This is a genomic window from Achromobacter insuavis, from assembly GCF_902859645.1.
GTDB lineage: Bacteria > Pseudomonadota > Gammaproteobacteria > Burkholderiales > Burkholderiaceae_B > Achromobacter > Achromobacter insuavis.
Genome location: NZ_CADIJR010000067.1, coordinates 17,285 through 30,519, shown reverse-complemented (window position 1 = coordinate 30,519; position 13,235 = coordinate 17,285). Strand labels below are relative to the sequence as shown.

Sequence of the window (13,235 nt, the reverse complement as noted above, 5' to 3'; positions counted from 1 at the left end):
AGGCCCGCGCGTCGAGCGCGGGCGGCGGCGGCACCACGTAGCCGGCCACGCCGGCCCGGGTCCAGCGCAGCAGGCGCGCCGCCCAGGCGGCCATGAAGCCCGCGGGCGGATCGTCGCGCAATTGCCGCACGCCATGCTCGCTCAGCGGCAGGCGGGGGTCGCGCGCCGGATCGTCGGGCGGCTCGCGGTACCAGGCGGCGGGCGCGGTGTCATCGCGCGCGTCGCGCGCCACCCGCTGCAACTCCAGCCGCAGCAGCAACGCCAGGCCATGTCGCGCGGCGCTGTCCGCCTCGCGCGCCAGCCGCGCCGACAGCGGCTCGACGCCGCCTTCGGGCGTCGGCGCGTGGTCGGCGTCGATCGGCGCCAGGGTTCGCGCGCCGGCCGGGCATAGCCAGGGCGCCGGAATCAGCACGGCATTGAAGCCTTCCTGGCGCACGCCGGCCAGCAGCGCCTCGCGCGCTGTGTGGCTGCCGGGCAGGCCGGACCGCGCGTAATAGATGCGAGGCGCGTTGCCGAACGTCGGAGGCGTCGCCATGGCTCGGCCCCTACACCGGCGCGCCGGCCGTCAGGGATGACGTCCGCTGCGCCCGGCCGGCGCGGGGCGCAGCCGCCTCGGGCTGCGGCTGGGCTTCGGCGGTGACGGGCGCAGCCCGGGTTAGGGAGCGGAACAGCTCCAGGTATTGCGTGACCGCGGGGCGCCAACTGAAATCCGCGGTCATGGCATTGCGCTGCATGGCGCGCCATAAGGTCGGATGTGCGTGCAACTGGACCGCGCGGTCGATGGCCGCGAGCATGTCCTCGGGCGCGCAGCCGTCGAACAGGACGCCGGTGGCGCGGGCCATGGCGGTCAGCGGCTGACGCGGGCCTGGGTCGTCGATCGTGTCCGCCATGCCGCCCACCCGTGAGCCGATCGGCAAGGTGCCGTAGCGCATGGCGTACAGCGGCGTCAGGCCGAACGGCTCGAAGCGGCTGCCGTGCAACAGGACGTCGCCGCCGGCGTGCAGGCGGTGGGCGCCGGCCTCGTCGTAGCCGATGCGCACGGCGCAGCGCCGCGGATAGCGTGGACCCAGCTCGCGCAGCGCGGACTCCAGGTGCCGTTCGCCCTGACCCAGCACCGCCACCTGCAATGCCGGATGCGCATCCAGCGCGCGCGGCAGGGCCTGCGCCGCGACGTCGGCCATCTTCTGGCCGGTCAGCCGGCTGCACAGGATCAGCAGCAGCGCCTGCGGGTCTTCGCGCAGGCCGTACTCGTGCTGCGCGGCGGCTTTGCACAGGCGCTTGTTGGCCAGGTCCGCGGCGCTGTAGCGCAGCGGTCCCAGGTGCGGGTCGCGCGTCGGGTTCCAGAGGTGGGTGTCGATGCCGTTGGGAATGGCCAGCAGCTCCGCCGCGCGCGTCTGCAGCGTGGCTTCCAGTCCGCAGCCGAACTCGGGTGTCAGGATTTCCCGCGCATAGCGGTGGCTGACGGTCGTGATGCGGTCGGCATAGCGGATGCCCGCCTTCATGAGATTGAGCCGGCCCCAGGCCAACGCGCCCGCTTCGCCGCAGAAGGGCGGCGGCAGGCCCAGTCGCGCCGCGTCCTCGACGGGCGCATGGCCCTGGAAGGCGAGATTGTGGATAGTAAGCACGCTCTTGACGTCCTCGACCCCGGCGGCCCGCAGCAGCAGCGGCGTCAGCGCCGCGTGCCAGTCATGGGCGTGCACCACGTCGGGGCGCGGGAGGCCCGGCAGGCCCTGCGCCACGCGCACGGCGGCATGCGACAGGGCGGCATAGCGCAGGGCGTTGTCGACATGCTCCTGGCCGTTGTCGTCCAGATACAGATGGGCGCGGTCATACAGGGCGTCGTTTTCCAGCAGCAGGAACGACAGGCCCGATTGCGGGCAGATGCCCGCCAGCAGCCGGGCGTCGCCGCCGGGCAAGCCGGGCAGGTGGGCGACCAGGCGGGCGTCGGGCAGGCGCCGCGCGACGCCGCGATAGGCGGGCAGCAGCAGCGTCGGCGGGGTGTGCGCCTGGGCCAGCGCGCGCGCCATGCCGGTGATGGCGTCGCCCAGCCCCCCGGTCTTGGCCAGGGGGAACGCTTCGGCCGCCACGATGAGAATTTCTGTTGGCACCATGCTTGCTCCGGAGTCGGCGGAAGGCCACGGGAACGGGCCCGCTCCGCAAGACCTCGTTCCAAGCAAGTGCCATGCCCGGCGTCGAGCGCTTGGCGACGGGGACGGTACGCGCGGCGCGGCCGTCGTTGTTGCCGCTTTTTGTAATGAAGGGTCTGGCCGGCTAACCCGGCTGCGGATTGCGCTTGCGCCAGGTGAGACGCGCTTCGACCACGGTGAACGCCAACAGGGCCAGACTCAGCGGCGCCAGCGCGTACAGGGCGCGGTAGCCCAGCGCCGCGCCCAGCACTTCGGCCGCCGGCAGGCGCGAGGACAGGGCGGCCACGAATATCGCCTCGGTGGTGCCCAGGCCGCCCGGCACCCGCGTGATGACTGCCGCGAAGCTGGTGCACAGCAGGATGCCCAGCACCATCGGGTAGCCCACCTTGCCTTGCAGCAACACATACATGATGGCGCCCATCAGCATCCATGACAGCGCCGCCGTCACGCTCTGCAATACCGCCAGGCGACCGCGCGGCAACGCCACGCGTTGCCCCATCCACGTCACCGCGCGGCGGCTGGCGCGCACGCAGATCCAGACATACATCGCGGTCGCGGCCAGCAAGCCCAGGCCGACCAGGCGCAGCACCCCCGCGCCGATTTCCCAGCCCGGCGGCGCCGCCAGCGCGCCGCTGGCGAACACCACGCCCGCCACCCAGCCGTAACCGATCCAGTTCGACAGCGCCGAGAACAGCGCCACCCGCGTGGCGACGGCCTTGCGGCAGCCCAGCCGGGTGTACAGGCGCAGGCGCGCGCCCAGCCCGCCCAGCAGCACGCCCAGGTTCAGATTCAACGCATAGCTCAGCATGGCCACGCCCAGGACCCGGGGCCAGGGCAGGGTGTGGCTGGTGTAGCGCCGGGCCAGCAGGTCCAGGCAGGCGTAGGCCAGATAAGCGGGCAGCACCAGCGCCGCGGCCAGCAGCACCGCGGCGCGCGGGATGCGGCGCACCGCCTGCCACACCTGGGGCCAGTCGACCGAACTGCCGAAATACGCCAGCAGGCCCGCCGCCAGCGCCAGCACGACCCACGGCAGCCATCGCTTGACGCGGGGCCAGCGGCGGCGGGCGGCGCGCATCAGGCGCGAACGGTACAGGCTCACAGCGCCTCGCCCTCGCGCTGCCCGACCTCGTCCAGGGTGCGCAGGCGCGGCTTGTGCGCCGGCAAGGCCCCGGCCCAGGCGGGAAAGCGGCGCAGGAAATGGAACACCACCACGCCGACCCAGAAGCGCCGCAGGCGCCGCCGCGAGCCGGGCTGCATGCGCACTGCCTTGCAGTCGTCGGCAATCAGGCGCTCCAGGCTGGCGCGCAGGTCGGCGTTCAGCGCGGCGTCGCGGGCCACCACGTTCGCTTCCAGGTTCAGGGCCAGGCTGAGCGGGTCCAGATTGCTCGAGCCGACGGTGGACCAATCGGTGTCGACGCAGGCCACCTTGGCGTGCAGCGGGCGCTTGCAGTACTCGAAGATCTCGACGCCGGCGTCGATCAGGTAGTCGTACAGCATGCTGGCGGCCAGTTGCGCCACCAGCATGTCGGGCTCGCCTTGCAGCAGCAGGCGCACCCGCACGCCGCGGCGCGCGGCCTGGGCCAGGTCGTGCAGCAGGCGGTAGCCGGGAAAGAAATAGGCGTTGGCGATCAGCACGTCCTGGCGCGCCGCGCGCAGCCCGGCTCGGTAATGACGCTCGATGTCGGTGCGGTGGCCCTGGTTGTCGCGCACCACCAGCCGGCCGCCGCCGTCGCCGGCCGGTACCGGTTCCAGGCGCGCGGGCCAGCGGCGGCGGCCGCGCCGGGGCCCGAGGGCCGCGCGGGCGTAGTCGGCCATGTCGGCGGCCAGCGGACCCTCCACCCGCACGGCATAGTCCTGCTTGGCCTGCGGGCCGTAGTCCCGCAGGTGGTCGGCCGAAAAGTTGATGCCGCCGATGAAGGCGCAGGCGCCGTCCACCGCGACGATCTTGCGGTGCATGCGGCGAAACAGGTTGGTGCGCACGCCGAACAGCCGCGGGCGCGGGTCGAACAGGTGCACGCGCACGCCGGCGCCGGTCAGCGCCGCCAGGAATGCCTCGGGCAACTGGTCCGAGCCATAGCCATCGGCCAGCAGGTCGACGCTGACGCCGCGTTGCGACGCGGCGATCAGGGCCTGTTGCAGCGCGCGGCCGACCACATCGTCGAACAGGATGAAGGTTTCGACCAGGATCTCGCGCGTGGCGCCGTCGATGGCGCCACGCACCGCGGGGAAATAGGCTTCGCCGTTTTCCAGCAGCGTGTAGCGGTTGCCGCTGCGCCAACCCAGGGCAATGTCCGTCATAGCGCGATCTCCGCCGCGATCGGCACGTGGTCGGACAGGCGCGACCACACTCGCGAGGCCAGCGGCACGGGGCGCCAGTCGCGCACGTTGCGCACGTAGATGCGGTCCAGGCGCAGCAGCGGCCAGCGCGCCGGGAACGTGCGGGCCGGCCGCCCCAGGCGCGAGGTGAAGACTTCCTGCACCCGGCAGTCGCGCATCAGCCGGTCGGCCTTCAGGCGCCAGTCGTTGAAATCGCCGGCGATGAGCAAAGCGTCGGCGGCCGGCACCTCGCGCGCCACCAGGCGGCACAGGCTGGCGATCTGTTGGCGGCGATGGCGCTCCAGCAGGCCCAGGTGCACGCAGATCGCGTGCACCGCGCGCGCGCCGCCGGGCAGTCGCAACACACAATGCAGCAGGCCGCGGCTTTCGTGGTCGCCGACGCTGACGTCATGATTCTCGAAGCGCGCGATCGGATAGCGCGACAGGACGGCGTTGCCGTGGTGGCCCGCCGGGTAGACCGCGTTGCGGCCATAGGCGAAATCGCGCCACAGCGTGTCGGCCAGGAACTCGTATTGCGATTGCGTCGGCCAGCGGCCCGCATGGCGCGCGGCCATGCCCTGGTGCTCGCCCACCACCTCTTGCAGGAACACCAGGTCCGGCGCCGCCGAGCGCAACGCTTCGCGCAGGTCGTGCAGCATGAAGCGGCGGTTGAAGCTGGTGTAGCCCTTGTGGGTATTGACGGTCAGCACCGTCAAGGTGGTGGCTTCGGGAACGGACATGGCGGCTCCAGGCGGGGAATCCCTGCCCCGAGCAAGTCCCGTGCCGGGCGCCAGGCGGCGGGCATGCCGCTTGCTGGAATGCGGCTCCATCCGGAATGGAAGCCGACAGCGCTTCCTTCCCGCTCCAGGAGTCGGCAATGACACAGAAGATTTTGCAGAACCGGCAGGCGGGCGCCGCCGCGGGTCCGCGCCCGGCCGACGCGCCCTCCGCCCCGAGACCGCCTGTCCCGCCGGATCAGTCGCCGGCCGAATCGCCGGACGTCGCGCCGCCCGCGCGGCGGGACCCGGACCGCCCCGAGCGCAGTCCGCCGGACAGCCTGCCCAACCCCATGCCGGACGTCGATCCGCAGCAGACACCGGGCATCGACCGGCTTGGCCCTGCCGCGGCCATCCCGCGCCTGCGCGAAACGCGCGCGCCAGCCTCTCGGCCGCGTGCTTCGGGCTTTTAGGAACCCTATTCATGGATATGTACTCGCCCGCCACGCTTCCTCTCGCCCCGCGCGCGCCGCGGTCGCGGCAAACGTCCAAGGGCGCGCGCGGTCCCGCGCGCCCGGTCCGCGCCCTCCCTCCCTTGAACGGGTTTTCCCATGACATCCCGGCATCGTTGGCGGCGCGCGTCGAAGCGCGCCTGGCGCAGGCGCGGCGGCAGGCGTGGATGGCGCGCCTGTGGTCGGGCGATGCATCGCTCTGGACCGGCGCGGACGAGAACCGCTGGCTCGGCTGGCTGCGGCCGGGGGCGGCGCCAGGCAGCATGGGCCGGCTGGCGTCCGCCTGCCGCCGGCTGTGCGTGGCGGGCTTCTCGGATGCCGTATTGCTGGGCATGGGCGGCGCGACATTGGGCGCCGAAGCGCTGGCCCGCATTCTCGGCGTGGCCGGCGGCGGCCTGCGGCTGCGCGTGCTCGATTCCACCGACCCGGCGCAGATTCTCGCGCTCCAGGCGCAATTGGATCTGACGCGCACGCTGTTCGTGGTCGCCAGCAAGTCCGGCGCCACGCTGGAGTCGGGCATGCTGGCGGCCTATTTCCACCAGCGCGTGGTGGACCTGCTCGGGCGCCAGGAGGCCGGCCGGCGCTTTGTCGCCATTACCGATCCCGGCACGCCGCTGCAGGCGCGCGCGCAGCGCGAGGGCTATGCCGCGGTGTTCGAGGGCAATCCCGCGGTCGGGGGACGCAGTTCGGTGCTGTCGCCGTTCGGCCTGGTGGCGGCGGCACTGCTGGGCCACGATCCGGCCAGCCTGGCGCGCGCGGCCCAGCCCATGCGGCGCGCTTGCGCGCGTCATGCCGCGGCGCATCGCAATCCCGGGCTGGTGCTGGGCCTGCTGCTGGGAGAAGCGGCGCTGGCCGGACGCGACAAGGTCACGCTGCTGGCCGATCCCGGGCTGCGGGCGCTGGGCGGCTGGCTGGAGCAATTGCTGGCCGAATCGACCGGCAAGCAGGGCAAGGGCCTGGTGCCGATCGCGGATGAACCCCTGGCCGCACCCTCGCGGTATGGCCCCGACCGGCTGTTCGTGCACCTGGCCAGCACCGCCGCGCCCGACGCCGGGCTGGCCGCGCGCGCGCGCGAGCTGGCGGCGGCCGGTTTCCCGGTGCTGGTCTGCCGCTGCGGCCCGGGGCTGGCCGTGGCGCAGGAATTCTTCCGTTGGGAAGTAGCCACCGCGATCGCCGCCGCGGTGCTGGGCGTCAATCCGTTCGATCAGCCCGACGTGGAGGCCAGCAAGGCGCGCACGCGCGCCCTGTCGGTGGCCGCGGGGCCCGCGGCGGTGGCCGGGGGCGGCGAGCTGTTGCGGGTGGAGGGGGCGCTGGCCTTCCATGGCGAGCCCGCTTCGTCCCCGTCGGCGGCGGCGTTGCTGGCGGCCCATCTGGCGCATGCGGCGCGGGCGGGCGACTACGTGGCCCTGCTGGCCTACCTGCCGCGCGATGCGGCGTGTGAAAGCTGGCTGGCTGGCGCGCGCGGCGACATCATGCGCGCCACCGGCGTGGCCACCCAGGGCGGATTCGGGCCGCGCTATCTGCACTCGTGCGGCCAGCTGCACAAGGGCGGCCGGGCCGGCGGGCGGTTCCTCTTCATCACGGCGCAGGCGCCGGGCGAGCTGGTGGCGCCCGGCCATGCGGCGGACTTCGGCGCCACGCAGCGCGCACAGGCGTTCGGCGACATGGAAGAGCTGAGGGCGCGAGGCCGCCGTTGCCTGCGCGTCCACATCAGCGGCGACCTGCACGCGGGCCTGGCGCAACTGGGGGACCTGCTGCGCCAGGCGCTGGCGCCAGGCGTTGCCGGCCATCCTGGCCGGGCGCGCCATGCCGCGGCGGCCATGCCCCTGTCGGGCGCGGCCAGGGTTCCACATCGGAGGTAGTCCATCATGAAGACCGTAAACATCATCGCCACCGCTCTCCTCGTCAACGCGCTGGCCGCGGCCAGCGGCTGGGCCCAGTCGCGGCCGCCGGACGGCGCGGCCATGCCGGCGCCGAGCGCCACGCCGGGCAATGCCGCTCCCGCGACCCTGCCCAAGCCCGGTTCGACCACGCCGTCCAGGCCCGGCGAACTGCGGGCCCCGCCGCGCAACCCGTCGGCGGCGCAACCGGGCAAGGCCGGGCCGGCACCCGCGCAGAAGACGCCTCCCCCGCAGGGCGAACCCCGCCCCGCCAAGGAAAAGCGGCCGTCCGAACGCCTGGGCGGCGAGGGCGGCACGGACAGCCGCGGAGCGCCGCGCAGCCAGGGCGGCACCGGTTCGACCGGCCAGGGCGGCATGCCCGGCTCGGGCGCCTCGGCCGGCTCCGGCGGGGGCGCCGACACGCGTTAATGGCGCGGCGGCGGCCGGACCACGTGCAGCGTGCGCTCCGGCAGCGCCAGCGCGATGCCGGCGGCTTGCAGGTCGCGCATCACGCCCAGGTAGATGGCCTGCTGCAGGTCCATGAACTGGTTGTAGTCCGCGCTCATCACGTAATAGACCGCCTCGAACTCCAGCGCGCTCTCGGCCAGCCGGGCCAGGTGCGCGCGGTCGAAGCGGGTATCCGGCTGCCGCTCGATCTGGGCGCGGATGATGGCGGGCACCGCCGCCACCTGCTCGACCGGCGTGCGATAGGTGACGCGGATGGAGAACACGATACGGCGCTGCTGCATGCGTTTGTAGTTCTGGATGGTCTGCTTGAGCAGTTCCGTGTTGGAACAGACGATCTGCTCGCCGCCCAGGCTGCGGATGCGCGTGGTCTTGAGGCCGACGTGTTCGATGCTGCCGGCGACCTGGCCGAACACGATGAAATCGCCGGCCTCGAAGGGCTTGTCCAGGCCGATCGAGATGGAGGCGAACAGATCGCTCAGGATGGTCTGCACCGCCAGCGCCACCGCGACACCGCCGATTCCCAGGCTGGCGACCAGCGCGGTGATGTTGACGCCGACATTGTCCAGCATCGCCAGCAGCACGATGACCCAGACCAGCGCGCGCAACAGGAACGACAGCAGCGTGGCCGTGATGGAGCCGGCGCGCCCGCGCGCCGCCACCGCCTCGCTCAGGCCTGCCTCGATGCCGCGGTCGAGCCACAGCGCCAGTTGTAACGCGATCAGCACGAACCAGAGATGGCCCGCGCCGAAACCGCTGCCCGGCAGCGGCGCGCCGACCACGTCGACCGCGATCAGCAGCGAGGCCAATGCCAGGATCAGCCAGCTCGTGCGCAACAGCACCCGCGAAGCCGCGCCGGCCACGCCGTGTCCGGAGGGTTGCGCCAGCCGGTCGAGCCGCGCGCGCGCCAACCGCAAGGCAAGCTTGAGGGCGACAAACAGCGCCGCGCCCGCCACGAGGGCGGCGAGCCACAGCGCAACGGGATGTTCGGCGGGCACGAAGGGGCGGGAAAGCCAGGAAGAAAGCACGGCGCCTCCGGATGCGGGCAATTGCGCAAAGCAGCAATTGCCATGCCGGCCGGGCGCGGCGCGTACCTGACGGCCCGGGCGATGCGCTTCAGGCGGCCAGGCGCATGGCCAGGTTGAACATCACCAGCAGCGCGGTGCCCAGCGCCCAGAGCAGCAACCCCAGCAACAGCCCCAGGGACAGCAGCCGGCGCGGCGCGGGCGCGGCAGCCGGGGGCAGGGAAGGCGCGCCCAATGCAGGGTCGACCAGGGGCGAAGGCGCGGCCGTTTCGGGTGTGATCATGGCAGGTCCTGTCAATCGAAGGCCCACCCCAGGGTCAGGGGGGCGGATTCCAGACCGACGCCTGCCGGTATTGCTCGGCACGCGCCAACGTCCGATAGAAATCGGCGCCGGCGCCGATCAGCATCTCCATGTCTCCGGCGGAGAGCTTGCCCTGCAGGTCCACCAAGCACCTGGCGTAGTCGGAGAGCACCTCCGGCCAGTCGTTCAGATGCCTGTCGGAAACGGGGGTCGCCAACATGCGCGCCAGAAGCTCATCGCGGTCCATATGCTAGCCATATCCGTCGCGATCACTGCTTTTCCGTACTTTGTTTGAGTGACTTGGCCATTTGCAGGTGTTGCTGCAAGGTGGGCAGCGTCTGGATGGCGAACTGCCTGATGTCCGGGTCCTTGACCTCGTTGGAGGCCTTCTCGAACAGTTCGACGGCCTGCTCGTGCGCGCCGACGCCGATCTCGTCGGCATACGCCTTGTCGAAGCCGTCATCGCGCAGCCCCAGGGCCTGCAAGCGCGCCTTCTGCATCACGGACGGGCCGGTGGGCGCGTCATAGCCTTTGTGCTTGGCCAAGGCGGCCAGTTCCTGGCCGGCCTTGCCGTGGTCCTCGATCATCTTCTGCGCGAAGCGCTTGACCTCGGGGCTGCGCGCCTTGTCCAGCGCCAGCCGGCTACCCTCGACTTCCAGGTGGCCCGCCTGCGCCGCGTTTTCCAGGAAGTCGCGGTCGCCACTGTCCAGCCGCGTTTCCGCCTGGGCCGAAGGCGCGGCTTGCGCCAGCGCGGCCTGCGGCCCGCCCAGCGCGAACAACAGCAGGGCTATCGGGGTGAGAAGGCGGATTTTCATGGCGTACTCCCGTGGGATTGCGTGCGCGGCGCATCGGGGGGATGGCCGTTGAGAAACAGCAGTAGCAATCCATGTTCCCGCCGACCGCAACGGGTCCGCGCGGCCACCGCCTCGGCAACCGCGCGGTCCGTGCCGAGGCGGGCGGTACTTTTTACCGATTTGCAGGGGGGGCGCGGCGCGCTGGCCGGGTCGGCCTGCCGCCGGCAGGCGGGGCTGGCGGGCGCAGGGCGTGAAAAAGGGGGCATGGCCCCCGGGGTGGCGCGGGCGGGACTACATCCGCGCTCGTGAATGCTGCTGGTCCTGCCAGCCGGCCTCCCAGGCTCGCACCTTCGCCAGCCATTGGGTCAGCGGTTCGCGGGTCCAGGTCGGCATCAGCTCAAGCCTGAAATAGGGGCAGTCCAGTTTCACGGCGCCCTGTTCCGCGGCGCTAGAACCTTGCCTTCTGATGTCGTCATACATTGAGTCTCCCCAACGTTAGAGTGAGCCATCAGCTTGCGCGCAGTTCGCGGCGGCGTCGATGTTTATTACGTAACGACACATTGTTGCGCAAGCCGATGGCCGACCCGCCTCAGTACTGATAGCGCAGCGTCAGCATCACGCTACGCGGCTGGCCGTAATAGTTCTGCCGCGCGGCGCCGCCGAGTTTCTCGTAGTACTTGCGATCGAACAGGTTGTCGACCGTGAGCGTGCCCTCGAGGTGGCGGTTGTAGCGATAGCCGATCTGGGCCGAGACGAGGGCATAGCTGCCCTGGTCCCAACGCACCTTGCCGCTCTGCAGGTAGTTGCCGCTGTTCCAGCGCACGCCCGTGCCGACGCTGAACCCTTCCAGCGCCGGCTGGGTGAAGCGGTAGCGCGTCCAGAGGTTGATGGCGTGGCGCGGCGTGATGGTGCTGTACGAGAGCCCTTCGGTGCCCGGGGCCGCCTCCAGGTACTTGGTCTGCGTGTAGGCGTAGCCCGCCACGATGTCCCAGTTCGACAGCAGCGAACCGCTGACCTCGGTCTCGAAGCCCTGGCTGCGCACCTTGCCCGCCGCCACCGAATACATCGGATTGTTCAGGTCGCTCATCGCCCGGTTGCGGTCCAGGATCTGGAACAGCGCGGCATGCGCGTTGAGCCTGCCGTCCATGAACGCGCCCTTCAGGCCGGTCTCGATCTGGCGTCCGACGCGCGGCGCCAGCGTGTTGCCCTGCGCGTCGATATCGGTCTGCGGCTGGAAGATGCTGGTGTAGCTCGCATAGGCCGACAGCTGCGGGGTGAGGTCATACACCACGCCGGCATACGGCGTGGTGCGCGCGGCGATGCGCGTCTCGGCCTGGCTGAAGTCGCCGAAGTACTGGTTGGCGTTGCGCGCGTCGTTCTTCCACCAGGCCAGGCGGGCGCCCGCGATGATCTTCAGATGGTCGGTCGCCTGGAAATTGGCGCGGGTATACAGGCCGAACTCGCTGGTGCGCCCGTCGTTGCCGTTGACCTGCTCCATGTCGGGCCGCGCCATGTCGGTGACCGGCTCGTACACGTTGGTCGGGAACACCGTGCCGCCGCCATAGGTGAAGCGCTTGCGCGTGTAGCTGTAGTCGGCGCCCAGCAGCAGGCTGTGCTCGCGGCCGAAGGCCTCGATCGGCAGGTTCAGGTTGGCGTCCGCGCCCGTGGTCTTCCAGTGGTTGCGGTACGACCAGGCGATGAGGTTGGAATCGCCGTTGAGCGGATTGACGGCCCGGTTGGGCCAGGTGGTCAGGCGCGTGGGCGTGTCGGTATCGCGGTGGAACACGCTCGCCTTGACGACGCCGCCGCCCGCGAGCCGGTGCTCTAGGTCCGCGAAGATCTCGGTGGTGTCCTCTTCGATCTGGTTCCAGGCCGCGCTGAGGTTGGCGCCGCGGCGCACGTCGAGCAGCGAGCCGTCGGCATAGGCCGGCAGGCCGAACGCGGGGGTGGTGCGGGCGCGTTGATACGCCACGCCGGCCGCCAGCGTGGTGTGCGGCGTGAGATCGGCCTCGACGATGCCGTAGAGCGTCGGCCGCGTCGAATTCACCCGGTCCACGAACGAGCCGCGATCTTCGTAGGCGGCGATGAAGCGCCCGCGCACCTTGCCCTGGCTGTCGAAAGGCGTGCTCAGGTCGGCCACTGCCCGGTAGTAGTCCCACGATCCCGCGCTGGCCTGCGCGCCAAAGGCGAATTCCTGCAGGGGGCGCTTGCGCACGAGGTTCACGCTGCCGCCCGGCTCGCCGGTGCCTTGATACAGGCCGGACGGGCCGCGCAGCACTTCGATGCGATCGTAGATGGCGAGGTCGAAGCCCGCCGACAGGTTGCCCGCGCCCGCGGGCGAGCGCATGCCATCGACCTGGATCGAGTCGAGCGTATAGCCGCGGGAGATGAATCCCGAGATATTGCCGCCGCTCGCCAGCGTCTCGACGGTGATGCCGGTCACGTTGCGCATCGCGTCCGACAGGCTGTTGAGGTTCTGGTCATCGAGCTGCTGGCGGGTCACGACCGACACCGACTGCGGGATCTCCCTGAGCGTCTGCGCGCCCTTGCCGAGCGTGACCGCGTGGCTGGCGTACGAACCCGTTCCCTCGCTGGTGGCGCGCTCGGCCGCGCCCATGACGGTCACGGCCTCCAGCTGCGTGACCCCGCCTGGCGACGCGGCCTGCAAGGCATAGGTGCCCGCCCCGCTGGGCGCGGCGCGATAGCCGGTGCCCGCCAGCAGGCGGTCAAAGCCCTGCTGCACGCTCATCTCGCCCGAGAGGCCCGGACTCTGGCGGCCCGCCAGCCACGCGGGGTCATAGACGATCTGTACGCCCGCCGCGGCGGCGTAGCGCGCCAGCACCGTATCGAGCGGGCCCGCGCCGATCGCCACGGCTCGCATCTGCGAGGCCGGCGCCGCGCGGGCCTGCGCCGCGGACTGCGCACCCGCCGTCGCGCTCGCCATGGCCGTGCACCACAGCGCCGACCAGATCATTGCCTTGCGGGATCGCTTGCCCCGCGCTGCGCGTACACGTGCCATCACTCTTTCATCCTTTCATTGTCAAGCCGGAAGCGCCCGCATCCCCTCGATGCGGTCTCA

General features: G+C 71.4%; 13 protein-coding genes and 1 pseudogene. 3 read left to right on the top strand and 11 right to left on the bottom strand.

What is annotated here, in order from left to right; all coding sequences use genetic code 11:
- The 5 genes and pseudogenes from H0523_RS24940 to H0523_RS24920 all read right to left on the bottom strand — a co-directional run.
- Positions 1-535 (bottom strand): annotated as a pseudogene (locus H0523_RS24940) (alpha-1,4-glucan--maltose-1-phosphate maltosyltransferase); the annotation flags it as partial.
- A gap of 10 nt (positions 536-545) precedes the next feature.
- Positions 546-2,111 (bottom strand): glycogen synthase GlgA, encoded by a 1,566-nt coding sequence (gene glgA, locus H0523_RS24935; RefSeq protein ID WP_054431842.1) that lies wholly within the window; start codon positions 2,109-2,111, stop codon positions 546-548.
- 160 nt (positions 2,112-2,271) lie between these two features.
- A complete protein-coding gene (locus H0523_RS24930; RefSeq protein WP_082385474.1) occupies positions 2,272-3,246 on the bottom strand; it encodes a lysylphosphatidylglycerol synthase transmembrane domain-containing protein in 975 nt (324 codons plus the stop codon).
- Positions 3,243-4,445, bottom strand: coding sequence for a cardiolipin synthase ClsB (gene clsB / locus H0523_RS24925; protein ID WP_082380640.1), 1,203 nt, complete (start codon positions 4,443-4,445; stop codon positions 3,243-3,245). The genes H0523_RS24930 and clsB overlap by 4 nt, the downstream gene beginning before the upstream one ends.
- Positions 4,442-5,203, bottom strand: coding sequence for an endonuclease/exonuclease/phosphatase family protein (locus tag H0523_RS24920; RefSeq protein ID WP_054431841.1), 762 nt, complete (start codon positions 5,201-5,203; stop codon positions 4,442-4,444). The genes clsB and H0523_RS24920 overlap by 4 nt, the downstream gene beginning before the upstream one ends.
- Before the next feature lie 137 nt (positions 5,204-5,340).
- On the opposite strand from H0523_RS24920, the gene H0523_RS24915 reads away from it, so the two are divergent.
- The 3 genes from H0523_RS24915 (at position 5,341) to H0523_RS24905 (ending at position 8,000) form a co-directional block, all read left to right on the top strand.
- Positions 5,341-5,652 carry a hypothetical protein gene (locus H0523_RS24915; protein ID WP_054431968.1) on the top strand — a complete coding sequence of 104 codons (312 nt, stop codon included), beginning with the start codon at positions 5,341-5,343 and terminating at the stop codon, positions 5,650-5,652.
- 122 nt (positions 5,653-5,774) lie between these two features.
- Complete coding sequence (locus tag H0523_RS24910) at positions 5,775-7,553, top strand: phosphoglucose isomerase-related protein (RefSeq protein ID WP_180180181.1); 1,779 nt, start codon at positions 5,775-5,777, stop codon at positions 7,551-7,553.
- A gap of 6 nt (positions 7,554-7,559) precedes the next feature.
- A complete protein-coding gene (locus H0523_RS24905) occupies positions 7,560-8,000 on the top strand; it encodes a hypothetical protein (RefSeq protein WP_054431839.1) in 441 nt (146 codons plus the stop codon).
- Here the strand turns inward: H0523_RS24905 and H0523_RS24900 are convergent.
- The 6 genes from H0523_RS24900 to H0523_RS24875 all read right to left on the bottom strand — a co-directional run bounded on the left by H0523_RS24900 (position 7,997) and on the right by H0523_RS24875 (position 13,100).
- Positions 7,997-9,064 (bottom strand): mechanosensitive ion channel family protein, encoded by a 1,068-nt coding sequence (locus H0523_RS24900; RefSeq protein WP_054431838.1) that lies wholly within the window; start codon positions 9,062-9,064, stop codon positions 7,997-7,999. The genes H0523_RS24905 and H0523_RS24900 overlap by 4 nt on opposite strands.
- An 88-nt stretch (positions 9,065-9,152) precedes the next feature.
- Positions 9,153-9,344 (bottom strand): hypothetical protein, encoded by a 192-nt coding sequence (locus H0523_RS24895; protein ID WP_054486714.1) that lies wholly within the window; start codon positions 9,342-9,344, stop codon positions 9,153-9,155.
- Positions 9,345-9,378: 34 nt separating this feature from the next.
- Positions 9,379-9,609: a hypothetical protein gene (locus tag H0523_RS24890; protein WP_054431837.1), complete on the bottom strand. Its 231-nt coding sequence runs from the start codon at positions 9,607-9,609 to the stop codon at positions 9,379-9,381.
- Between the two features lie 22 nt (positions 9,610-9,631).
- Positions 9,632-10,177, bottom strand: a complete 546-nt coding sequence (locus tag H0523_RS24885) for a DUF4142 domain-containing protein (RefSeq protein ID WP_054431836.1) — start codon at positions 10,175-10,177, stop codon at positions 9,632-9,634.
- 270 nt (positions 10,178-10,447) lie between these two features.
- Positions 10,448-10,636, bottom strand: coding sequence for a CrpP-related protein (locus H0523_RS24880; protein ID WP_054431835.1), 189 nt, complete (start codon positions 10,634-10,636; stop codon positions 10,448-10,450).
- A gap of 109 nt (positions 10,637-10,745) precedes the next feature.
- Positions 10,746-13,100, bottom strand: coding sequence for a TonB-dependent siderophore receptor (locus H0523_RS24875; RefSeq protein ID WP_156350119.1), 2,355 nt, complete (start codon positions 13,098-13,100; stop codon positions 10,746-10,748).
- Positions 13,101-13,235: the final 135 nt, after the last annotated feature.

Bases quoted from the DNA above. Each gene is read 5' to 3' on its own strand.
- H0523_RS24890 (WP_054431837.1), bottom strand. From the start codon at position 9,609: ATGGACCGCGATGAGCTTCTGGCGCGCATGTTGGCGACCCCCGTTTCC.
- glgA (WP_054431842.1), bottom strand. From the start codon at position 2,111: ATGGTGCCAACAGAAATTCTCATCGTGGCGGCCGAAGCGTTCCCCCTG.
- H0523_RS24920 (WP_054431841.1), bottom strand. From the start codon at position 5,203: ATGTCCGTTCCCGAAGCCACCACCTTGACGGTGCTGACCGTCAATACC.
- H0523_RS24880 (WP_054431835.1), bottom strand. From the start codon at position 10,636: ATGTATGACGACATCAGAAGGCAAGGTTCTAGCGCCGCGGAACAGGGC.
- H0523_RS24895 (WP_054486714.1), bottom strand. From the start codon at position 9,344: ATGATCACACCCGAAACGGCCGCGCCTTCGCCCCTGGTCGACCCTGCA.
- H0523_RS24875 (WP_156350119.1), bottom strand. From the start codon at position 13,100: ATGGCGAGCGCGACGGCGGGTGCGCAGTCCGCGGCGCAGGCCCGCGCG.
- clsB (WP_082380640.1), bottom strand. From the start codon at position 4,445: ATGACGGACATTGCCCTGGGTTGGCGCAGCGGCAACCGCTACACGCTG.
- H0523_RS24885 (WP_054431836.1), bottom strand. From the start codon at position 10,177: ATGAAAATCCGCCTTCTCACCCCGATAGCCCTGCTGTTGTTCGCGCTG.
- H0523_RS24915 (WP_054431968.1), top strand. From the start codon at position 5,341: ATGACACAGAAGATTTTGCAGAACCGGCAGGCGGGCGCCGCCGCGGGT.
- H0523_RS24905 (WP_054431839.1), top strand. From the start codon at position 7,560: ATGAAGACCGTAAACATCATCGCCACCGCTCTCCTCGTCAACGCGCTG.